The sequence below is a fragment of the Microcoleus sp. FACHB-68 genome (genome assembly GCF_014695715.1).
Lineage (GTDB): Bacteria > Cyanobacteriota > Cyanobacteriia > Cyanobacteriales > Oscillatoriaceae > FACHB-68.
Genome location: NZ_JACJOT010000001.1, coordinates 364,795 through 387,320 on the forward strand (window position 1 = coordinate 364,795; position 22,526 = coordinate 387,320).

At 44.8% G+C, this 22,526-nt stretch carries 18 protein-coding genes; 10 read left to right on the forward strand and 8 right to left on the reverse strand.

Annotated elements, in window-relative coordinates:
- Window positions 1-16 precede the first annotated feature (16 nt).
- Window positions 17-790 (reverse strand): 1-(5-phosphoribosyl)-5-[(5-phosphoribosylamino)methylideneamino]imidazole-4-carboxamide isomerase, encoded by a 774-nt coding sequence (hisA, locus tag H6F73_RS01430; protein WP_190757032.1) that lies wholly within the window; start codon window positions 788-790, stop codon window positions 17-19.
- A 235-nt stretch (window positions 791-1,025) separates the two neighbouring features.
- Here hisA and H6F73_RS01435 point away from each other — a divergent pair, with 235 nt between their 5' ends.
- On the forward strand, window positions 1,026-2,468 hold the full coding sequence (locus H6F73_RS01435) for a GH25 family lysozyme (protein WP_190757033.1): 1,443 nt from the start codon (window positions 1,026-1,028) through the stop codon (window positions 2,466-2,468).
- 176 nt (window positions 2,469-2,644) lie between these two features.
- On the opposite strand, the gene H6F73_RS01440 is transcribed toward H6F73_RS01435, so the two are convergent.
- A complete protein-coding gene (locus H6F73_RS01440) occupies window positions 2,645-2,887 on the reverse strand; it encodes a zinc ribbon domain-containing protein (protein WP_242072294.1) in 243 nt (80 codons plus the stop codon).
- A gap of 411 nt (window positions 2,888-3,298) precedes the next feature.
- Here H6F73_RS01440 and H6F73_RS01445 point away from each other — a divergent pair, with 411 nt between their 5' ends.
- Window positions 3,299-3,772: a tryptophan-rich sensory protein gene (locus tag H6F73_RS01445; RefSeq protein WP_190757090.1), complete on the forward strand. Its 474-nt coding sequence runs from the start codon at window positions 3,299-3,301 to the stop codon at window positions 3,770-3,772.
- 386 nt (window positions 3,773-4,158) lie between these two features.
- Here the strand turns inward: H6F73_RS01445 and H6F73_RS01450 are convergent, their stop codons facing one another.
- The gene (locus tag H6F73_RS01450) at window positions 4,159-4,407 is read right to left on the reverse strand and encodes a ChaB family protein (protein ID WP_190757035.1); all 249 of its coding nucleotides are present in this window, start codon (window positions 4,405-4,407) and stop codon (window positions 4,159-4,161) included.
- A 356-nt stretch (window positions 4,408-4,763) separates the two neighbouring features.
- Between H6F73_RS01450 and H6F73_RS01455 the strand changes: the two genes are divergently transcribed.
- Window positions 4,764-5,465, forward strand: a complete 702-nt coding sequence (locus tag H6F73_RS01455; RefSeq protein WP_190757036.1) for a hypothetical protein — start codon at window positions 4,764-4,766, stop codon at window positions 5,463-5,465.
- A 46-nt stretch (window positions 5,466-5,511) separates the two neighbouring features.
- Here H6F73_RS01455 and H6F73_RS01460 read toward each other — a convergent pair whose 3' ends face one another.
- A complete protein-coding gene (locus H6F73_RS01460) occupies window positions 5,512-9,039 on the reverse strand; it encodes a PAS domain-containing protein (protein WP_190757037.1) in 3,528 nt (1,175 codons plus the stop codon).
- Between the two features lie 286 nt (window positions 9,040-9,325).
- Between H6F73_RS01460 and H6F73_RS01465 the strand changes: the two genes are divergently transcribed.
- On the forward strand, window positions 9,326-10,507 hold the full coding sequence (locus tag H6F73_RS01465; RefSeq protein WP_190757038.1) for a family 10 glycosylhydrolase: 1,182 nt from the start codon (window positions 9,326-9,328) through the stop codon (window positions 10,505-10,507).
- Window positions 10,508-10,523: 16 nt separating this feature from the next.
- On the opposite strand, the gene H6F73_RS01470 is transcribed toward H6F73_RS01465, so the two are convergent.
- The gene (locus H6F73_RS01470; protein WP_190757039.1) at window positions 10,524-11,570 is read right to left on the reverse strand and encodes an acyltransferase; all 1,047 of its coding nucleotides are present in this window, start codon (window positions 11,568-11,570) and stop codon (window positions 10,524-10,526) included.
- Between the two features lie 371 nt (window positions 11,571-11,941).
- Here H6F73_RS01470 and H6F73_RS01475 point away from each other — a divergent pair, with 371 nt between their 5' ends.
- Entirely contained in the window at window positions 11,942-12,388 is a 447-nt protein-coding gene (locus H6F73_RS01475; RefSeq protein ID WP_190757040.1) for a DUF2358 domain-containing protein, read from the forward strand.
- Between the two features lie 48 nt (window positions 12,389-12,436).
- On the opposite strand, the gene H6F73_RS01480 is transcribed toward H6F73_RS01475, so the two are convergent.
- The gene (locus H6F73_RS01480) at window positions 12,437-14,578 is read right to left on the reverse strand and encodes a PAS domain S-box protein (RefSeq protein WP_190757041.1); all 2,142 of its coding nucleotides are present in this window, start codon (window positions 14,576-14,578) and stop codon (window positions 12,437-12,439) included.
- Window positions 14,579-15,337: 759 nt separating this feature from the next.
- On the opposite strand from H6F73_RS01480, the gene H6F73_RS01485 reads away from it, so the two are divergent.
- The 4 genes from H6F73_RS01485 to H6F73_RS01500 all read left to right on the forward strand — a co-directional run bounded on the left by H6F73_RS01485 (window position 15,338) and on the right by H6F73_RS01500 (window position 19,679).
- Complete coding sequence (locus H6F73_RS01485; protein WP_347239447.1) at window positions 15,338-15,640, forward strand: hypothetical protein; 303 nt, start codon at window positions 15,338-15,340, stop codon at window positions 15,638-15,640.
- Window positions 15,641-16,066: 426 nt separating this feature from the next.
- Window positions 16,067-17,824: an arginine--tRNA ligase gene (gene argS, locus H6F73_RS01490; protein WP_190757042.1), complete on the forward strand. Its 1,758-nt coding sequence runs from the start codon at window positions 16,067-16,069 to the stop codon at window positions 17,822-17,824.
- 57 nt (window positions 17,825-17,881) lie between these two features.
- Window positions 17,882-18,265: a sulfite exporter TauE/SafE family protein gene (locus tag H6F73_RS01495; protein WP_190670829.1), complete on the forward strand. Its 384-nt coding sequence runs from the start codon at window positions 17,882-17,884 to the stop codon at window positions 18,263-18,265.
- A gap of 64 nt (window positions 18,266-18,329) precedes the next feature.
- A complete protein-coding gene (locus tag H6F73_RS01500) occupies window positions 18,330-19,679 on the forward strand; it encodes a GH1 family beta-glucosidase (RefSeq protein WP_190757043.1) in 1,350 nt (449 codons plus the stop codon).
- A 41-nt stretch (window positions 19,680-19,720) separates the two neighbouring features.
- On the opposite strand, the gene H6F73_RS01505 is transcribed toward H6F73_RS01500, so the two are convergent.
- Both H6F73_RS01505 and def read right to left on the reverse strand, forming a co-directional pair.
- A complete protein-coding gene (locus H6F73_RS01505; protein ID WP_190757044.1) occupies window positions 19,721-21,229 on the reverse strand; it encodes a tetratricopeptide repeat protein in 1,509 nt (502 codons plus the stop codon).
- 119 nt (window positions 21,230-21,348) lie between these two features.
- Complete coding sequence (gene def / locus H6F73_RS01510) at window positions 21,349-21,873, reverse strand: peptide deformylase (RefSeq protein WP_190757045.1); 525 nt, start codon at window positions 21,871-21,873, stop codon at window positions 21,349-21,351.
- A 168-nt stretch (window positions 21,874-22,041) separates the two neighbouring features.
- Between def and H6F73_RS01515 the strand changes: the two genes are divergently transcribed.
- The gene (locus H6F73_RS01515; RefSeq protein ID WP_190757046.1) at window positions 22,042-22,482 is read left to right on the forward strand and encodes a hypothetical protein; all 441 of its coding nucleotides are present in this window, start codon (window positions 22,042-22,044) and stop codon (window positions 22,480-22,482) included.
- Window positions 22,483-22,526: the final 44 nt, after the last annotated feature.

Consider the following 22,526-nt stretch of genomic DNA (forward strand, 5'->3'; position numbering starts at 1 on the left):
GAACAATCACCGGCTTTTAAGCAAATGCTGAGGAACCAAAATCTGGGGGAATATCCTGTAGCCGTTCCGGACCGATCGCCTGCAGCGCCTCTTTGAGCGAAATATCACCCGTGTACAGCGCACGTCCGATAATGACGCCGGTGACTCCCACAGATTCTAGCGCCAGCAAACTCAACAAATCAGTAATCGAACTTACCCCACCAGAGGCAATAATCGGGATGTCAACCGCATCGGCAATTTCTCGCAAAGCCGGCATATTTGGCCCTTGCATCGTCCCATCCCGATAAATATCCGTATAGATAATGGCCGCCGCCCCGTGTTTGGCCATCTGCTGAGCTAAATCTGTTGCCAGCACCTCAGACGTTTCCAGCCAGCCTCGCGTGGCGACTTTACCATCACGGGCGTCAATCCCAACAATGATTTGGCCGGGGAACTCTTCGCACAACTGCCACACCAACTGCGGTTTTTCTACCGCCACCGTCCCTAAAATCGCTCGATCCACACCCAAAGACAATAGATCGGCAACGGCAGCGTAATCTCGCAAGCCGCCTCCAAGCTGCACCGGCACTGAAACCGTCCGCACAATCTCTGCAATCGCCTGCCGGTTCACCAGCGCACCCGTTTTCGCCCCATCGAGATCCACCAAATGCAACCGCGTCGCACCTTGATCTACCCACTGTTTAGCCACCGCAACAGGGTCTTCATTAAACGTTTGCGATTGCGAATAATCTCCCTGATACAGCCGCACACACCGGCCTTCTAACAAATCGATTGCTGGAATAACATCCATGAGCGATTTCCCCGTTGCTGAACAATCATTCATTCTAGTGAACAGCTACCTATTACAGGTTTGCTTGTTCGCAGTCAAGTTCTGCCTCTCAACCTTTTATTTTTAGCAGAATTTCTACAATTATCTTCCCGCAATAGGTACAACTTCTCATTTTCTAAGTCACTGAAAAAACACCCAAAGCTCAGTAACTTGTTAGAAACTTGAATCGAACCCATCCTTTACAAATTCAACAGACATGAGCGCATACGGCATAGATGTTTCAGACTTTCAGGAAAACGTCAATTGGCGGGCAGTTGCCAATGATGGCATTTCTTTTGCCTTTATCAAAGCAACAGAAGGCACAACCTTTGTCGCCAGTAGCTTCGCAACCAATTGGGCCGGCGCTAAGGCAGCCGGTTTGCTGCGGGGTGCGTACCACTTCTTTCGCCCCCAAAGCGATGCCCAAGCGCAGGCGCAGCATTTCCTCAAAATTGTCAAAATGCAGCCCGGAGACTTGCCGGCAGTCTTAGATATTGAATCCACCGGCGGCATGAGTGCCAGCACAATCGCCACACGCATGGCAACATGGTTATCGATAGTCGAGAAAGCAACCGGGCGCAGACCCATTATCTACACCTATCCCGGATTTTGGCAACGAATCGGCGATATGCAGCGCTTCTCAGACTATCCCCTATGGATCGCGCATTACACCAGCGACTCTGCGCCTTGGATCACCGGCGGTTGGGATACCTGGACAATGTGGCAATACACCGACTCTGGGCGGGTGAATGGAGTCTCAGGGGGTGTGGACATCAATCGCTTCCAAAGCTCACGGGAAGGGCAAACCACCTCAATCATCAAGCTTTTCCAGCAATGTTTGCAAAAAAAAGGCTTCAATCCTGGCAGCGTTAACGGTTATTTTAGTGCCACCACCAAAAACGCGGTCATTGCTTTTCAGAGAGCAATGGGACTTGAAGGTGATGGCATCGTGGGGGTTCAAACGTGGACGGCACTGATGGATAATAGTGTGATGCCCAAACCGGCACCTACACCGACACCCACGCCGGCACCGAAACCAACCCCAACACCGGCACCCATAACAACCCCAACACCGGCACCTCCCACCCCGTCTCAATACATTATTAGTTTGGTGGATGCCGGTAAATACTATCAAGCCTTGCCTAACCAAAATCAAGCCGTTGAATGGCTGCAAAGACAAATTCCGCAAGCCATCCTCAGCGAATTTTCTAAAAAATGGCGAAACTCAAAATACCACGTACCCATTCGCCTGCTGGACGTGTTCAAGTTTTATCAAGGTTTGGCCAATCAAAATCAATCGTTACAGTGGTTGCAGGGGCGAATTTCTTTACCCACTTTGCAGGAATTTGCCCAAAAGTGGCGCACTCCCAGCACCTCGTCCCAATCAACCCTCATCCGTCTGGTTGATGTTTGCCTTTACTATCAGCGCCGGATCAACCAAAATCAGGCGCTTGATTGGCTACAAAAGCAAATTCCCGCCGCCACCTTACAAGAGTTTGCCCGCCGGTGGCGTAATTCCACCTCCACAGCGCCAATTCGTTTGATTGATGTGTGCAGGTTTTATCAAGCCAAGCCCAATCAAAATCAGGCACTTAATTGGCTGCAAACCCAAATATCTCAAGCGACACTGATTTATTTTGCGCGTCGGTGGCGCGGATAATCCAAAATATTTGCTGTTGATTATTCTGGTTGGAGTGAATTGCCGGCACTTCGCCTCAACCAGAAGTTTCCCGCATTTACCGTAAAAAAATGCGGCACAGAAACAGCCAAAAGAGCATCTTTTCGCCCACTGTGCCGGTAAGGTTTAATTTTTCAATTCAGATAAAAACTCAAATTCTACCGATACACAATTCGGTCTTCTCCATCCTTCGCCGTCACATTTTCATAAACGCCTTGATCGCGTTTCACCAGCTTAGACATCCCGGCACTTTTGTAATCACTGTCGGATGTTGGGACACTCAGCCTTGGCACGCTAAGCAGCCGGCGCACAGGAGCATCTTCCGGAGTATTGCCGAGTTCACATTTAGCCAACTTGCACACGTCGCCCCAGGTTTTAACTTCCTGGTTCATACTGTGCATAACTTCGACCTTCTGGTTATTGCTAGGACAGAAATAATCGTAGAGAGGCATGGCGAAAAACTTGATTGCAACGAATGAGATTGCTATTACAAACCAGTATATAGCAACCCTAAATTGTTTGTGAACACGAAAAACCCTGGTTTTGCTATAAAACCGGCCTTCTCACCTCACGATGTTTACAAATCAGATAGCAGTCCTATAGGGCAGTTTTCCTCAAAATTCAGACTCCAGGCTGATTGCCCGTCGCCCTCCCCACCTGACAAAATAACACCATCTGTAGGTTTTTGGAAGATTGGCCGGCATTAGGGGATCAGCAGAGTTGGATGAGGACTCTCTAACCTGTCTTGGAAAAATTTACACGATGCGAGCGCTTTATGGGGCTGGGCACTGCACAAAAGTGAGGGAATAATGATTATTAAATCTTGGATGGTGATTGGCGGCGTTACTTTCTTGGTTGCCCTAGGTAGTAACTTGATTACGCCGAAGGATGTCAAGTGGTTCAAGCACCTACAGCGCCCAAGATGGCTGACTTTTGAGGCGCTAATTCCTGTTATTTGGAGTATCGTCTTTATTTGTGGGGCTTGGTCAGCTTATATTATTTGGGAAAAAGACCCTGGAAGCCAGAAAACTTGGTTGTTGATGGCTTTTTACCTGTTAGTAGAAATTGCAATTGTTGCCTACAATCCAGGAATGTTAAGGCTGCGAAGTCTCAAAGCCGGCACCATGATCGGGGCAACCGGCACCCTTTTAGGTTTACTGTTACTACTAACCGTATGGCCGATTTCTGGATGGGCTGCTGCTTTACTTCTTCCCTATGTAATTTGGAGTCCTATTGGCACTTATACAACTTGGGAGATGATTCGCCTCAATCCTGCGGATCAGTAAAGCTAGGGATTACACGAAAAACGACAAAATGTAAATACTTTGGGGGCAAAACATACAAGGAATAATTGAGCGGTATCGGCAATAATTTTCATATCCGAATGCTTTTCCCTGAGCAAGTCGATTATCAATTATGCGATGCCCTTTTTGTCAATAGCAACGAATAAACTGGCGCTTTAGTTGGAGTCATTCTGCCACCGATCTAGACCTGTCGCGCAGAAGTCAACGCAAAAAACCTCCTGATTTGTTAGCTGTCATTGCATTCCAACTTATCAAGAGGTTTTTAGATTCTGTATTTTGCTGAATTTTTTACTTAAGTAGAGACCAATGATTGCACCTTGAAATTCTCACAAGCGTTACAATCGATCTAAACTTTTTTTTAAAGGCACCTAATTGCCACCAGACTGAACCGATTTGCGGGTCTGGTTGCTTTGTTGAGGCCGGCGGTGCCACTTGCCATCGTCACCCTTTTGGTAGTCATGTTCTACCGTGTTCATCGCAACGCGGCGGGCAGCATCTTCATCCATCCCGTTTGACATGGCGCTATTTAAGGCAGCCAGATAAATTTGTTGAGAGCCTTCAAGCATTTGGTCTTTGAGTTCTGGCGGCAACTCTTGTACTTGTTGTTTATCAGCCATGAAAACACTCCTAATTACTATTTAACTTTCTCTCTTAATCTTAATAAATGAAGTGAACAAAATCGTCGATCTAAAGGGTAAACTTTCCTGCACCCTTTCTCTATCTAAAGCATGATAAGATATGATTAAATTCAAAATAGCTTCTATCTAAAGGATAAAAAATCATGAATAATCTCTCATTCTAAAGAATCACATTCAGGTAAACCCTATAGATAGCGATGAAAACAAAAATAAAATAAAGCCGTAGGAAAATTCACCAAAGCGACTGCTGAAACCTTCCCTTCTCATCAAATTCTAAATTTTGTTTAAATGTTCTCTCAAAAAACAGGTTAAATTAAAATGGAAAAAATCTAATAATGAAAAAAATACTGAAAAGAGTGATTTATTCTTGCCTATTAGTTTCTGTAACAGCACTTCTTGTTAGCTGTGGTAATGCCGGCACACCCGCCGCTAAGGTGCCTGAAGTTTCCAACACTGAAAACAGCCAAGCCGCTGAAAATAATCGCTCACAAGCTGATACCGATGCCGATGATACCATTCAATTTAAACTAAAAGGAGGAACGAATACCTTTTCAATTAAGCCAGTCGTGGGTGGGGCAAAATTCCTAGATGCGGCTGAAGAAGAAATCGCTCGCTTCACGATTGGAAGTGACAGCAAACGGTTTAGAATTAACAGCGATGCCGGCAAAGTCTTAGGCTATGCGGCGATCAAAGGTAGCGCTTGGACAATTGAGAACGCCGAGGGTACAAAAGAGCTTTATATTTTAAGCCGGCAGGAAGATGGGAATTATCAGCTCAAAAATGAAGCCGGCAAAGAAATTTACAGAATTACACTTCGCGACTACGGTTTTGAAATAGAAACACCGGCCAAACAATCACTTTATAAAGTGAAAGTCGAGGAAGATAAAATCGTTCTCATAGATGCGTCTGATCGAACATTTCTCTATACAAACTCACCCTTACCGCCTCTCACGCTAGTTTGCTTTGGCTTTGAGGATTTAAATATTGAACAGCAAGCAGCACTCGCTTATGCTGTCAATCTTTCAGGAGGAAGATAATCTGTGCAAATTCAGCTTTGACACAGATTTTGAACAAGATAACGACTTACCGGCGCACAGTTACGATTGGAGTCGGTTGCCTGATAGGAATCTCAATAATAAACTCCGCACCTCCACCGGGGGAGGAAATACATCTCAACTGACCCCCATGCCTTTCAACAATAATTTGATAGCTAATTGATAGCCCTAAACCCGTACCCGATCCAACAGGTTTCGTTGTATAGAACGGATCAAAAATTCGCAGACGCACTTCCTCTGGTATTCCCGGCCCGTTATCTGCAATAATGATCGCGATCCGATCTTCCTCTAACACCTCGGTGCGTAGGCGAATCTGCGGATCTTGAATGGTGGATTTTGCCTCAAGCTTTTGCGAATTTCCCCGCGCCGGAAATAGGGCATCAATCGCATTCGCCAGAATATTCATAAATACCTGATTCAACTGGCTGGCATAGCACTCCACCGGCGGCAAAGGGCCATACTCTTTAATTAGCTTAATTTCAGGATGTTCAGGCTGGGCTTTCAGCCGGTGTTGCAGTAGCAACAAAGTGCTGTCTAAACCTTCATGGATATCAACAGATTTGCTCTGGGATTCATCTAGACGCGAGAAGTTCCGTAAAGAAAGCACGATCTGACGAATACGTTCCGCTCCAATTTTCATGGAAGAGAGCATTTTCGGCAAATCTTCAATAATAAAATCTAAATCAATAGCAATCGCAACTGCTTCAATCACAGGTGCCGGTTTCGGATATATCTGCTGGTAAAGCTGCACGATTTGCAACAGCTTTTGGATATACTCAACCGCAAAATTAAGATTACCCTGAATAAAACTAACCGGGTTGTTGATTTCATGGGCGACACCGGCAACCATCTGCCCTAGAGAAGACATTTTCTCACTTTGAATTAGCTGCGCTTGCGTTTGTTGCAGCGCTTTGAGCGCTTGCTCAAGCTGCTGGGCTTGCGCTTGGGCAATTCTAGCCGCTTCCTGAGCTTGAGCGTAGCTTTCGGCTTGGCTAATGGCAATCGCTAGCTGATCGCTCACAGCTTGCAGCAGTTCCACTTCATTATCACTCCAAGGCCGGTGCTCACTAAAATGCCCACAGCTAACCACACCAACATCACCAGAACGCGTTTGAATCGGTAAGGCTAAAAAAGCGGTGTAACCCAAATGCTTGCGAAGATATCGCTCCCAAGGCTCACTCGCCTTCGACATATCATCCACTCGTAACATTTCCAGGTTTAACAGTTGCTTATTCACTAAAATGTCCGTTTTTTTAGCAGAGTAACAACCGAGAAAGCTAGGCATTTCAGAATTTTTGGCTTCCTTCACAACCTCCCAATGAGAGATATTTTGAATCTTTAATTTGGAAGTTTCTATTGGCTCGTATAGCTCAGAATTTAACATGAAGAGTTCGGAACTGTTTGGGCGATACCAAATAAATAGACACTGATCAATTTGCAACAGATTGCGAATTTCGTGAACTGCCGTTCCTAAAATCGTATCTAAATCAAGAGAGTTGCGAATTTGGCTGGCGAGCCGGTTCAGCAGTTTTTCTCGTTGCGCGAGGGTTCTAGAGCGTACTTCCGACTGCCGCAGCGCTTCTTCTGCCTGTTTGCGCTTCGTGATGTCTTGAGAAATGCTCACAGTACCGATCAAGACGCCATTGACATCGTAGATGGGCGAGTTTGTGGTCATTACCGGGAACGTCGTTTCGTCCTTACGTTGTAAGACAAATTCGCCGCTCCAACTTGTACCGGCTCTCAGGCGAGACAGCAGTTCTGCCGCCTCAGTTCGGGAAGCCTCAACGGGTAAAAGTTCTATAAAATTTCGACCGAGGGCTTCTTGTTTTTGCCAACCCTGAAGCGTCTCGGCAAATCGATTCCAATAAGTAATTTTTCCATCTAAATCGGTAGCGATTGCGGCTTGCTCCACTGCATCCAGCAGCAGTGCTTGAAAGTAGACTTGTTCTTCTACCCGCTTGCGCTCGGTGATATCTATGACCAAAGCATCCCAGAGAATATCTCCGTTGGGCTGCAATTCAGGCCGCGCCGCCGTTTGCAACCACTTGCGCTCACTCGACGGGGTGATCAACCGGCCTTCCCAATGCCAAGGCTCTAAGGTAGAAGCAGAAACGGCCATTGCCCGGTCAAGGGAGGGACGATCATCGGGATGGATCAGGTGATTGGCAAACGTTTGTTGAAATTCTTCGGGTTCTAATTCATAGAGTTCGCGGCACGCTGGACTCACATATAAGATCGACTGGGAACCATCGGCACTGAGGCGATATTGGTAAATCACTCCCGGCACGCTGGCGGCTAGCCGTTGGAAGCGGGCTTCACTCCTAAGCAACTGCTCCTCTGCCAGCGTGCGCTCGGTCACGTCCTCATAGGTGCCCAGAATGCCCACCACACTGCCGCCGGCATCATGGAGTGGGATTTTATTGGTATCCGCCCACGACTGGTTGCCATCGGCTTGCAGATGGGTTTCGATGAGGTGATATTCGGGTGTGTCGGTTTCCATCACGCGCCGGTCGCTCTCACGAAACCTGCCGGCCTCTTCTTCCGTCCAGAGCAAGTCGAAGTCAGTCAGCCCGACAATCTTTTCTGGAGTGCCCACACCGGCAGCCCGTGCAAAGTTCTGATTGCAACCGAGATAAACTGAATTTTTATCTTTCCAATAAATAAGTTCGGGAATATTGTCAATCACCAGCCGCAGCATTTGTTGAGAGGAACGCACCTGTTCTTGGGAGCGCTTGGTGGTCGTGATGTTGCGGGCAATTACAATAATTTGGTTGTCGATTAAAGGAATTAGCCGAGCTTCATAGCTTTGTTTTCCTGCCGGCATCGGTAAAGAATACTCGATTTGTATCGGCACGGCAGCGGTTTCTTCTGGTGAAGCGAATACTTGTGAAATTGCAGAAGCCATCTGATGCCCCACGCCTGCCGGCAGAACATCTTGCATTCGTTTCCCCAAAAACATTTCTGGCGGTAAATATAAATCTTCAGGGTGTCCGGCGTTGTAATCAAGAATGGTGCCATCGGCGTAAAGCCGGAAGTACAAATCGGGAACTGCTTTAAAAATCGCTTGCAGTTCAGCCTCCGTTTGGCGCAGATGTGCCTCTGCCACAGCCCGATCGCAAATTTCTAACGTGAGCCGGCCCTTGAGTGCTGCTAGATCCGACGGCAAAGCCAGCGCTTGAGGAATCAGGGGTAACATCGCGCCTGCTGTGCATAACGCAATCACAGCAGTCAAGGCTTTGAGACTGCCGGTTAGCCAAGAGTGCGAGTGCCACAGCGCCCACACTTCCGTCAGATGAGTTGTCCCACAGCTAAGGATAAAGGCTCCCAACAGCCAAAAAACCCAGTGAGAGGGCAGATCGTGACGCCGGCGGACGAAATAGACCAGCATTATTGAAATTGAGTAATAAACAACAGCGATCAAGGAATGGGACAGGATATGCAGCCACACTAAGGCCGGCTGCCAGAGGTCGCACGCTCCCCACTGCGGCAGGATAGCCCAACCTCGCCCATCAAGAATGAATTGCTCTGAAAAAATATTTCTTAACAATTCTTGCATGGGCTTTCTCTCATTTCGTTAAATAGTTTTCTCAAACGTTACCTTTAATAAAGATTATGGTGACGCTTACCCAAAGTATATTTCATTATAATAAAAAGCATTATGCGCTTCTTGTTTGAGCCGGTTTAGATTGTCAGCGGTGCGAAATATTCTGGATTGGGGTGTTTGCAGACTGTTGCACGTAGCCGAATAGAACCACTTTAAGGCACATCAATTAAAGCCCAAAGCCGGCTGCAAGTAAATGCTAAATTTGATGTGCGGATGCTTCTTTGGAAACTCAACGGATATGGAAATACGCGGGGTCTGGCTTACCAACACGGATAGTAAAGTTTTGCGCTCAAAGAAAAATATTGCGGAAGCAATGAAATTTCTAGCAGAAACGGGATTTAATATGGTTTTTCCCGTTGTTTGGAATAAAGCACAGACTTTATATCCGAGTCAAGTCATGGGGGAAACTTTTGGAGTGGAAATCGATCCGCTTTATCAAGGGCGTGACCCTTTAGCCGAACTCATTGAAGAGGCAAGCCGGTATAACCTAGCAGTAATTCCCTGGTTTGAATACGGTTTTGCCAGTTCTTACAACTTGGGTGGGGGTCATCTGCTGGCCAAAAAACCTGAATGGGCAGCCCGTGACTATGCCGGCAACCTGCTGAAAAAAAACAATTTTGAGTGGATGAATGCCCTCGATCCGCAAGTGCAAGATTTTATGCTCAGCTTGGTGCTGGAAGTGGTGAAAAACTACGAAATCAGCGGGATTCACGGAGATGATCGACTGCCGGCGTTTCCCTGTGAAGGGGGATACGATCCGGGCACAATTGAGCGTTACTACCAAACATTTCATCAAAATCCGCCGCAAAACCCAAAAGATCCCCAATGGGTGCAATGGCGTGCTGATATTCTCACCAATTTTTTAGCGCGTCTTTACCAAGAGGTGAAAGCCATTAAACCAGATATTCTGGTATCAATGGCTCCCAATATCTACAAATGGTGTTTAAATGAATATTTGCAAGACTCTAAAGCTTGGCTTGAGCAAGAATTAGCGGATCTGATTCATCCTCAAGTTTATCGCCGCGACTTTTACAGCTACAAAGATATCATTGACCGGCTATTGCGCGAGCAATTTACAGTGGATCAGCTATCGAAGGTTTCTCCAGGCATTTTAATCAAAGTGGGTTCATACCGCATTACCCCTGAATACCTTGTCCAAGCTATCAATTACAATCGATCAGTTGGGATCAAAGGGGAAATTTTGTTTTTCTATGAAGGTTTGCGAGAAGATAACGACGCTTTAGCTAAAGCATTACGAGAAGGACCCTATGCCAAGCCGGCCTCTGAACTGTCTATTCCCGCGCAGCAGAGTCTTGCCGGCATGAATATGTCTTCCGCGCCAAGCTTTCAAACTCGCCTTTCGAGCAACTTTCAACGATTGGTTACACTCATTCAAAATCGCTTCAACAGCAATGGCTAGTTTCTCAACACTCAAGCTATTTAATCCACCGATAAATTCTGGACTGTAGTTTAATTTCAGTTAAATATGCCAGCCCAATCAGCACAACAAATTTTAAACTGTATTCTAGCCAATAATTAGGAATATATGGTTGAAGTTGCCACTGCACTAAAATGGGATAGTGAAAAATATAAAGGGCGTAAGAAATCGGAGAAATTTTGGCAAATACTCCTAGCAATTTATCAAATAGCAATAACTTATTCTGATACCAAATCCAGCCAACAAACATTAATAATAGAGCAGTAAAAAAATGACGTAATACTAAAAATGGATAATAGCCTAATCTAAGTTCTTCTGCCCCTAGCAAGGGAACCGTAGCTAGGAATGACATTAAAATCAACGAAATAAATATAGGTTGCAGATGGCTGTAGGTGAATCTTTTATAAGTTGTGAAGATTGTTGCTGCTTCCACTCCCGACCACCAAATAATAAAATAAGCAGAAATTAAACATAAATGGTTGGGATGGATCATAAAAATTATGTAAGAAATTGCTGAAAATGTTAAGACGAAGTAAATTCTATTTTTGTTTTTGGGTAAAACTGTATAAGCCAGAAAAAACATCATGTAAAACCACCATTCATAGGATAAAGACCATAAAGGAAGATTGCCCAAAAAAGGGTTGACAATATTTCCTGGCTTTACGCGGCCAAAATCCTGTAAAAATAATAAATTTCCGATTAATTCCCTCAAAGAAAATCTTTGCAACAAATTGCCATTAAAAGCTGAAACAAAGATAGAAACTATTAAAGAAATAATCAATATGAAATAAATTCGTTTAAATCTTTTAATCAAAAATTCTTGAAAAGTAATCGTTGACTTTTTATAGAATGAAAGATAAATCACAAATCCGCTTAATAAAAAAAATAAAATAACAGCTTCTTGGCCGGCAGCAAAAAATATTTTAACTTTTGATGGAATTAAATTAAGGCCAATTAACCCGTAAACAAGATTATGAAGCAGGACATATAAAGAGGCAATTCCTCGCAGCGCGTCTAGTTTTTGGAAATATAATTGTTTATTCATTTTTTCCCACTTTAAAGATTTTATAGAATTAAGCATATTCCTCGTAAAATTCTAGAATAGTCTAGTTTAATTTATTTTAAAAAATAGCATATCTGATAGTTTGAGCGAACACTGAGTTATCACAATTCCTTTGTCTATTTGTCTGAAGCAAACATTTTTTTGTAGGGAATTTTAAATGGCGTCGCCAAGTGAAGCCGGCAAAAACGAACTCAGGCATTCAGTAAACCGCGCCGGCACAACCCAAAAAGTCGCGGCTTAGCGGTTCCAGCCTTGTATCTGGGCAGCAAAACGAGTAACAATGGGTGCGCCCACGGAACCAGGGAGTTAAGTAGATACAATAATCATTGTGTCAGATCGTGGGAGTCGAAGCAGTGCTTAAATATCAGGGACAAGTAGAAGCAGTGATTGAAACACTCAAAAAGGACTTACCAACGCTTTTTGAGAAAGATATTTCTTACGATATCTATACAAATGATATTTACTTTAAAGATCCGGTGAATACCTTTAAATGGAAATTCAACTATCGGATTATTTTTTGGACATTGCGATTTCACAGCCGGCTATTTTTTACAAAAATCCACTTCGATCTTCATGAAGTTGATTGGGTGGATGAAGATACCATTCTCGCAAAGTGGACAGTTCGCGGCGTGTTGCGGCTTCCCTGGAAACCTCACCTATTTTTTAACGGTTACTCGACTTACAAACTTAACAAAGATGCCCTGATCTACGAACATATCGACACCTGGGATCGTGAACCCAAAGAGATTTTAAAACAGTTCCTGCCACCTGGAAAGGATAGGGAAGACTCAAGCGACTGATAGAATGCTTTTAATTTCCTCTCTAGAACACAAATCTTAAGCCGGCACTTAGACTTCCGAAAGCAAAGCCGGCTTTTTAGAATCTTGGTAAATTGGAATTTCCATCACGAACTCCGCACCCTTGCCTGGGGAAGAAATACACTTCAACTGACCTCTGTGTTTTTCAATAACAATCTGATAGCTAATCGATAATCCCAATCCTGTGCCTTTGCCAACAGCTTTCGTCGTAAAAAACGGATCGAACAGACGCCGGCACACATCCTCACTCATGCCGATGCCGGTGTCAGCAATGCGAATGATCACAAACTGGGTATCTAGATTTGGGGATAGGTGATGAAGGCTTGAGAATCTTTGCTTCCCATCCCCACACCTCACAGAAGTATGAATCGTAATGATTCGTGGGGAAGTCACATTTTCTAAAGCATCAATGGCATTGCTGAGGAGATTCATAAACACTTGATTGAGCTGGCCGGCATAGCACTCCACTAAAGGCAAGTCGCCATACTCTTTAATGACCTGAATTTGAGAATTATTCGCCCCAGCTTTAAGCCGGTGTTGCAAAATCAGCAGCGTACTGTCGAGTCCTTCATGAATGTTCACCGGCTTCATTTCGGCTTCATCCAGTCTTGAGAAGTTTCGCAACGACAAGACAATGGAGCGAATACGCTCAGTGCCAACAGACATGGAAGAAAGCATTTTTGGAAGGTCTTCTATAAGGAAATCAAGCTCAATAGCTTCTGCTGTTTCTTGAATTTGCGGCGCTGGATCAGGATAGTTTAACTGGTAAAGATGCAGCATTTCTAATAAATTTTTAACATACTGATTGGCATAAATTAGATTGCCATGAATAAAGTTAACTGGGTTGTTAATTTCATGCGCCATTCCGGCAACCATTTGCCCTAGAGAAGACATTTTTTCACTTTGAACCAATTGACTTTGCGTCTGTTGCAATTTGTAAAAAGCTTGTTCAAGTTGATTGGTTTGCTGTCTCAACTGCGTTTCACTTTCCCGCAACGCCGACTCAGTTTGTTTGCGTTCGGTGATGTCAGTAATCATTCCCAAAACACCGGCATAGTTTCCCGCTCGATCAAAGATGGGATTCGTAGACACAATTGCCCACAAATGAGAGCCATCTTTACGGCAGAATTTAAAATCATGCTGTTCTTTAATACCTTGCCGGCGGCGCTCCATATTCTCCAGCGCGAGCGCTTTACCTTCCTCATCCATAAACGCAAATAAAGGCTGACCTATCATCTCCTCTGGCGTGTAGCCAAGCATTTGAGCGATTTGGTGATTCGCAAAATTTGTATTGCCCTCCGCATCCAAAACCCAAATTCCCTCTGTGGCGGTTTCAACAATGCGGCGATACTGCGCTTCACTGTCCCGCAGTGCATCCTCAGCCTGCCGCTGCTCAGTAATGTCATCAATGATTGCAACCACATATTGGGGTTTGCCGCTTTGATCTCGAATCAAAGAAACCCTTACATGAACCCAAATGACTACACCATCTTTGCGGATATAGCGCTTTTCTCGCCGATAGCTATCCCTTTTGCCGGTTCGCATTTCTTGAAACAGCTCTAGATCAGTGGTGACATCCTCTGGATGGGTCAGCTCGCTGAAATTCATCCCGCAAATTTCTTCGCTGGTGTATGCCAGTATTTCTTGCAAGGCTACATTACTTTCCAGAATTTGCCCATCCAAGCCACCAAATACGATCCCAACCGCCGTCCACTCAAAAACCGCCCGGAATTGCGCTTCATTTTGGCTTAACGCTTCGTCTGCTTGCTTGTGTTCGACGATCTCCTGTTGCAGTAGCGCGTTAGCTGCTTGTAATTCGGCAGTCCATTCTGCAACGTGTTTCTCGAATTCCTTGTGGGCTTGTCTTAGTGCTTCCTCCACCCGCTTGCGCTCGATAATTTCATTTTCCAGCCTGTGGTTGGTTGCTTCCAGTTGGGCTGGACTGGGGAGCGCTAACGCTTGAGGGATCAGCGGTATCAGTGTTAAAGCTGTATATACAGAAACTCCTGCTGTAAAGGCTTTCAGGAACCCCGAAAGCCAGTAATTTGGATGCCAAAGTGTCCAAATTTCCAAAATATGTGTGGTGCCGCAGGCGATGATAAATGTTCCAAACAAAAGAAAGATGCCGTAGAATGGCACGTCTCGCCTTTTGGTAACGAAATAGACCAGCATTATTGGAATTGAATAATAAGCTAGTGCTATCAAAGAGTCGGAAACTATATGCAACCCTACCAAACTTGGCTTCCATAGGTAGCAGTGGCCATGCGGAATAAAACTTCCAGAAAAAAAGTTTTGCAAAAGTCCTAGCATTATATGTCCGTAATAATTGTGACTATTTCTATAGTTATAAAAATATTTTATCGAGAAATCTTTATAGAGTTGTTGAGTTTTATGAAGCCGGCACCAGCAAAACTACAATAATCGAGTTCGGTAAAGCATCTAAATTGTTATTGTTAAAGTTTTTATCACAACCTCAGAACAATTACAGGCATTACCTCTATGTAAATTCTCTGAAATGAGATGACTGAACTGTCAAAGGTGAATTGACTTGGAACGCAGCGCCTTGCCAGTTTCCAAACATAGGGAATGATGACCCGAAAAAGTAGGACAGCAGAAACCCTGCTTTTGTCCTCTAGCTTTCGGTAGATAAAGAGTAGAGACACTGCAGGATTAAGAAGAGGGTATCAGCACCGGCTTGAATATCGAGATGCCAATTTCGCTTACAAGGCATCTCAAAAATAATAACTGTGCTAGCTCAATAGGAACTCCAGTGATTGCAGTTGCCGGCGGATATCCGCTAATTCTCGTATACCCCTAACTTTTAAGGCTGAGAACGCCTGATTTTTTGTGTGATTTCCCTGAGATTTTCCGTAATTTTACTGTTAGAGATGCTGCGGAATTCCCAAAAAAATAAGACTAGCGCTTCTGCTGATGACCTTTGCCGGCAAACACGGCAGACTATTAAATATAGACGAATTACAAGACGAATTACAGGAGGTCTATCAGATGGGTATCACCTGCGGCTTTAGCTCTCATCTCTCTCAACTTGATCCATCCCCAGGCACACTAGAAGATTTATTCGGTCAAGTTCTCCTCTCCGGGTTCCTGACTAGCTCTGATCGCCAGCATCTGAAAGCTGTACTATTAGAAGATAAAATCAGCGATGAACATCAAGTGATCATCAACAGGCTGATTTATGGAGTGCGTCGCGGTTTCTTAAAAGTTGCCAGTTAAAACATCAATTTATCTGGGCTTCAAATTTTGCTTAGACGGATTAGAAACTCTCTAGTCCCGTAATGACCGTTTCATTTTACTTCGTTATATAAGTAAAAAATATTTGCCTTATATTTTAAAATATTTACAAATAATCTCACTTAATTAAATTGAACTGAACTGAGAGGTTTTATAGCAATCTTAAATCGGTTGTTAGAGTTCTAACGTGCAAGATGCCGGCACAACAAGCTTTTCAAGCGGATGAGCCTTAACAAATCACAGAAGCGCAGCCGCAGCGTGTGTGATGAACTTGCATGAGTTGCAGCCGCAGAAAAAACCGCATGACAATCGGTAAGATTGGCGCAAAACCCTAAATTGATTGATGTGAAGATCAACAGCTTGCTACATTAGATAGACACGACGTAAGCCTGCGTTGCATCTAGCATCATGAACTCCACCCTCGAACAGCTCAAAACCCGCTTCAACCAAGCCTTCATCGCCGCCTTTGGGGACGAAATGGCCGGCACAGACGCCATGCTTGTTCCTGCCAGCAATCCTAAATTTGGCGACTATCAATCGAATGCGGCGATGTCCCTGGCAAAGAAATTGGGACAAAAGCCGCGTGAGATCGCAGACAAACTCGTTCAAAATTTGCAAATAGCCGACTTTTGCGAACCGCCAGAAGTTGCCGGTCCTGGTTTTATCAATCTCACCCTCCAGCCGGCTTATCTGGAAACCCAGTTAATGGCAATTCAGGGAGATAGCCGGCTGGGGATTCCCCAGGCGAAAACACCCCAGCGCGTGGTGGTGGATTTTTCTAGCCCCAACATTGCTAAAGAAATGCACGTCGGGCATTTGCGTTCCACCATTATCGGTGATTGCATCGCCCGAATTTTAGAATTTAAAGGTCACGATGTTCTGCGACTAAATCATGTCGGGGATTGGGGGACTCAATTTGGAATGCTGATCGCTTACCTGCGGGAAGCTTATCCAGAGGCGCTGACAACGGCAAATGCTCTCGACTTAGGCGATTTAGTTGCTTTTTACAAGAAAGCAAAACAGCGGTTTGATAGTGATGAAGCCTTTAAAGAAATCGCCAAACAAGAAGTGGTGAAACTACAAGCCGGTGCAGAAGATACCCGCCATGCTTGGCAGCTTTTATGTGAGCAATCGCGGCGTGAATTTCAGGTAATTTATGACTTGCTGGATATTTGTTTAACGGAACGTGGGGAATCGTTCTATAACCCCTTGCTGCCGGCAGTTGTGGAAGACCTTGAAAAGTTAGGTTTGCTGGTAGAAGATGCTGGGGCACAATGCGTTTTCTTAGAAGGATTTCAGAACACAGAAGGCAATCCTTTACCCTTGATCGTGAAAAAATCCGATGGCGGCTATAACTACGCCACAACCGATTTAGCTGCGCTACGCTACCGGATTCAAAAAGATGAGGCGGATCGGCTCATTTATATTACCGATGCCGGCCAATCTAACCACTTCGCTCAATTCTTTCAAGTTGCCAGACGTGCCGGCTGGATTCCAGATAATGTTGAAATTGTTCATGTTCCCTTTGGATTAGTCTTAGGAGAAGATGGCAAGAAATTAAAAACTCGTTCTGGGGAAACCGTGCGGCTACGGGATTTATTAGACGAAGCAGTGATTCGCGCCCGTGCAGATTTGGAAACTCGAATCAAAGAAGAAGAACGCGAGGAAACTGAAGAATTTATCGCCAATGTCGCCCAAATCGTCGGATTGAGTGCTGTTAAATATGCTGATTTAAGTCAAAATCGCACCAGCAACTACATTTTTAGCTATGACAAAATGCTGACATTGCAGGGCAATACGGCACCTTATATGCTCTATGCTTATGTCCGGGTGCAAGGAATCAGCCGCAAAGGTCATATTGATTTTGACAATTTAGGTGCCGGTGCCAAAATTCTGTTGCAAGAAGAAACCGAATTAGCCTTAGCAAAGCATTTACTTCAACTGGACGAAGTTATTAGTATTGTAGAAGTTGATTTGCTGCCAAATCGTCTCTGTCAATATCTTTTTGAACTTAGCCAAAAATTCAATCAATTTTATGATCGCTGTTCTGTTTTGCAAGCAGAAGAACCGCAGCGAACCTCTCGTTTAATGCTGTGTGACTTGACAGCCCACACGCTAAAAATGGGATTGTATTTGCTAGGAATTCGAGTATTAGACCGGATGTAATTCTCCGTTATCAGGCTAAGTCTGGCAAGCAAAAAACTCAAAACCTGAAATAAAAGTATGTCTAACCTTTTGATTCAACTTCTGCTAATTGGTTTAGTTGCTGGCGTCGCCGGCGGAATGTTCGGCATTGGCGGCGGCGCAATTATGGTGCCGGCAATGGTGCTGCTATTAAGCCTTGATCAAAAATTAGCCACCGGCACATCCCTAGCCGCCCAGGTATTACCCATTGGAATTCTCGGTGCAATTGTCTACCATCGCAACAACAACCTGAATATTAAACACGCGATTATCATTGCCATTGGTTTAGTGATTGGCAATCTCTTCGGCGCACTTTTTGCTAATCAGCCATACATTAGCAGCGAACTCATGAAAAAACTCTACGGCCTATTTCTATTCCTCATTGGATTCCGGTATTTATTCCCCAACTTATTTACTCGATAAAAGCCGGTAAAACCCTCTTCCTCTGTTTGTATCTGTGGTTAATTATCTTTAAACCCCCCAAAACATGGCCTTAAAAAAATTCCCAGAAAAATTCTTGTGGGGTGCAGCAAGCGCTGCCTATCAGATAGAAGGTGCCTGGAATGAAGATGGTAAAGGCGAAAGTATTTGGGATCGCTTCACCCACCGGCAGCACACTATCCTTAATGGCGGCAACGGCGATATAACTTGCAACCACTATCATCAAATGCCTGAAGATGTAGCCCTAATGAAAGAATTAGGGTTGCAAAGTTATCGCTTCTCAATCTCTTGGTCAAGAGTAATTCCTCAAGGATACGGAAATATCAACGAAAAAGGCATCGACTTCTACAACCGGCTGGTCGATAAATTACTAGAAGCCGGCATCGTTCCCAACATCACCCTCAACCACTGGGATTTGCCCCAAGCCATTCAGGATGCCGGCGGCTGGCCAAACCGCGACAGTACCGATTGGTTTGCCGAATATGCCGGCTTAATGTTCAACCGGCTCGGAGATCGAGTAACCTTGTGGTCTACTCACAACGAACCTTGGGTGGCAGCTTTTTTCGGCTACGGCTTCGGCAATTTTGCCCCAGGAATTGCGGATTTTTCCCAAGCTTACCAGACTGCCCATCACCTGTTACTAGCTCACGGCAAAGCATTGCAGGTGTTTCGTCAAGGCGGCTATAAGGGCGAAATAGGCATTGTGCTGAACTTCTCCCATTTTGAGCCGGCAACCAATAACGAAGCAGATATCGCAGCCTGCCGGCGAATTTATGAGAACACCGTTGCCTTATTCATGGAACCGCTATTCAAAGGGCGTTACCCAGAAATGCTGTTTGAGTGGATCGGTTCCCACGCGCCAAAAGTGCAAGACGGCGACATGGCAATCATTAGCCAGCCGGTAGACTTTTTGGGAGTCAATTATTACTTCACAGATGCGATTTCTTTTACCCCTTGGGGCGGTTTGCTCAAATATGATTCCAAACCCATCTCTGCATCAGGTTGGGGTCAAACTGAAATGGGTTGGGGCATCAATCCAGCCGGTTTCAAAGCCATATTACTGGATATCAAAGAAAACTACGGCAACCCAAAAATCTACATTACTGAAAATGGTTGCGCCCTCAAAGATACACCCGACGCAAACGGTTTTGTTAGCGATCCAAACCGGATAAATTTTCTTCGCGCCCACTTTCTTGCAACCCACGATGCAATTCAGGAAGGTGTTAATTTACATGGCTACTACATTTGGACGCTGATGGATAATTTTGAGTGGGCGCACGGATACAAACCGCGCTTTGGCTTAGTGCGCGTGGAATATGAAACCGGCAAACGCATCCCAAAGCAGAGTGCTAAATGGTATAGGGAAGTGATTGCCGGCAACGGATTTCAGGAGTGAGATTAAGTGCTGAATGCTAAGTGAGTAATACTTAGTTAAGCTTATCTTCTTCTACTACGCCCGCTAAAGCTACCGCCACGGCTGCGAGAAGGCGTGCGAACCGATGTTTCCGTCTCACCGGCATCACTTTGAATTTTAGTCGGAATATTAGGAGAGGCAGCATTTAACGGTTGCCGGCGACGCACATTAATAATATCAACAGATGGGAGATAACAGGAGAGTGCCGGGGAATAGCTTTGCCACGCGTCCTCGCATTCGTCTAACTCAGAATCCTCTGATTCAGTATTATTCACTGCAACAGCAGCCGGTTCGGCAGTCTCTTGCCACTGACTAATTAATTTTTCAGCTTGTTGCAGATTCTTAGTATCTCCCTGCTGAGAAAAAAGTTCTGAGGCTTTCTCTAAGTCTTCAATTCCTTTTTCCTGAATTCCTAGCTCATAACGAATCGCACCTCGTTCCAGGTAAGCTTTAGCGTGGTTGGGATTGATGCGGATTGTTTCACTTAAATCGGAGACTGTTTGTTGTTTATTTCCTAACACATATTGCGCCAAAGCGCGATTAAAATATGCCTCAGTATAGCTAGCATTCAGTTTGATAACCTGGTTGTATTCTTGAACGGCTTTCTGATTATTTCCCAAAGCCGAATAAGCAATTCCGCGCCCAAAGTAAGACTCAGCAATGCTGGCATTCAGACTTACTGCTTGCGTAAAATATTCTAAAGCTCGCCGATAATCTGCTTTTTCTAGGGTTACAACCCCTCGGTTATTAAACTCGGCTGCCTGCTGAGCGGTTGCAAATCTTTTGCTGATTATTTCGTAATTAGAACGGTAAGCCGGCAATTTCTGCTGAGCGATTTCTGCCACTGATGAACTTGCGGGAATCGTTTTAACTAAAAGAACCGCCATCTGCCATTTCTGTTTCGCTTCATACCAAACTTTCACCGGATGCGGTGGTTTTTGCACCAAAATAGCAGCTTCCATCGCTAGTTTTTCAGCATTTTTTAGGTTTTCTGCTGCTAAAAAATTTACACCGACAATGGTTTGCATTCCTCTTAGCTTAACTAGATCCGCTTGAGCTTGTTTGTAGGGAAATCCAGGCGCATTGGGAATCTTTTCTAAAATGGCAATTGTTTCTGTCAGAGATTCCTGTGCATTTCCGAGTGAATTAACATCAGGGCTATTTTTGACAGTTTCCACCTGAGCGATTACGGTTTTGGATTTAGCAAGCGTCCACTGCTGTACTTTATATAGGGTAAAGAAGCCGGCACCCACACCGAAAATTAAAACGCCAAGGGCAATGTATAAGCCCATGTACAAAGCGTTTGGTTTTTTTGGGTGGAGTACGCTATTCTGATCGCTCGCAATTGGCTCGACATTCAGAATGCTCGCAATTGGCTCGATATTCTGATTGCTCGCAACTAACGCGTGAGTTTGATTGTTTGCAACTAAGGCATGATTTTGATTGTTCGCAATTGGCTCAGGTTTTGCGAGCGCCCGCCGCATTTGCTCTAACTCTAACTCGATATCAAAGTCGTCATTTGTGTTAGCCATGCTTCCTGCAACCCTACCCAATATGTAGTGAACCGCACTCGCACCCAATGGTGTCTGGAGCAATCTTACACATATTGATCTGGCCTGAACTCGGTATTTTTACGGGTTCAGGCTGATGGCTAAACAATTAGCTTCTGGTATTCTTCCTCTGTGATGATCTCTTGCGTACTCTCCACCCGATCAACAAACACGATGCCGTTGAGATGATCGAATTCGTGTTGAAAAATTCGGGCGACAAAATCGGTTAATGTTTGCCGGCACAGCTTGCCATCCCGACTGGTGTATTCAATTTCAATCGCTTGATATCTCGGAACCAATCCCCGAATCCCCGGAACACTTAAACAGCCTTCCCAATCCTTCACAATCTCAGCGGAGTGAGCAATAATCTGAGGGTTCAGCATTGCTGTTGGTTCCATTACCGGCGCATTGGGATATCTTATCGTTGGACGCGATGCCACAATAAACAAGCGGTAAGATTGAGCCACCTGCGGCGCGGCAATTCCTACGCCATTCGCTTTACCGGCAGTGAAAATTAAGCGATCAATCAGTTTTTGAATGTGTTCATCGTGAACATTTTCGATTGGCTGAGCTTGCCGGCGCAGGATGGGATCGCCTAGTTGAGAGATTTCCAGTAAGTCGCTCATAAAAATTTTTCTACGCTACATTAAATAGAGAAGGGCTGCATCTGCCTGAAGAGGTAGGCTAATTGTAAAGTTTTGTTAAAATCAGCAAAATTCTGCTTATACCCTTCGATTCTTGGGCACTATAAAAATGCCACTGAAGACGGGCAATACCAAATTACCTATACGCAAATGTTACAAGAACAGCTGACCCCCTGCGCTAACCTTCTCTACCAATGGATTCTGCGGAAAGTTCCCACCAAAGCTACGGCCAATCTTAACATCAAGGATTTTCAAGCATGGAGTGCTGAGTTTAAGGAAAGACCTTATAGCGAACGTGAGGTTCTCAACGCTTTTAGGCAGTTAAAGCAACTTGAACTGATCAACGTTACCAAAACGGAGGTAACGATCCGCGCCAAACCGATGGAAAATTTCAATGGCAGCAAGTCTGCTCTGGCCAATCGGTTCACATCACGTCCTGGTAAGCTTAATCTTTATATTGTAGCGTTATTGGTGACTTTGATTCTCAGTGGGTTAAAGTTGGCCACGATGCCTTCCGGTACGGTGTCGTCGCAAGCGCAGATACAAAATTTAAAACTCCCCAATTTCTGGAATTCTCCAAGTGACAAATAATAGGGTGGCGCAGTTGGCAGATGCCATCGCGCCACACAGTAACG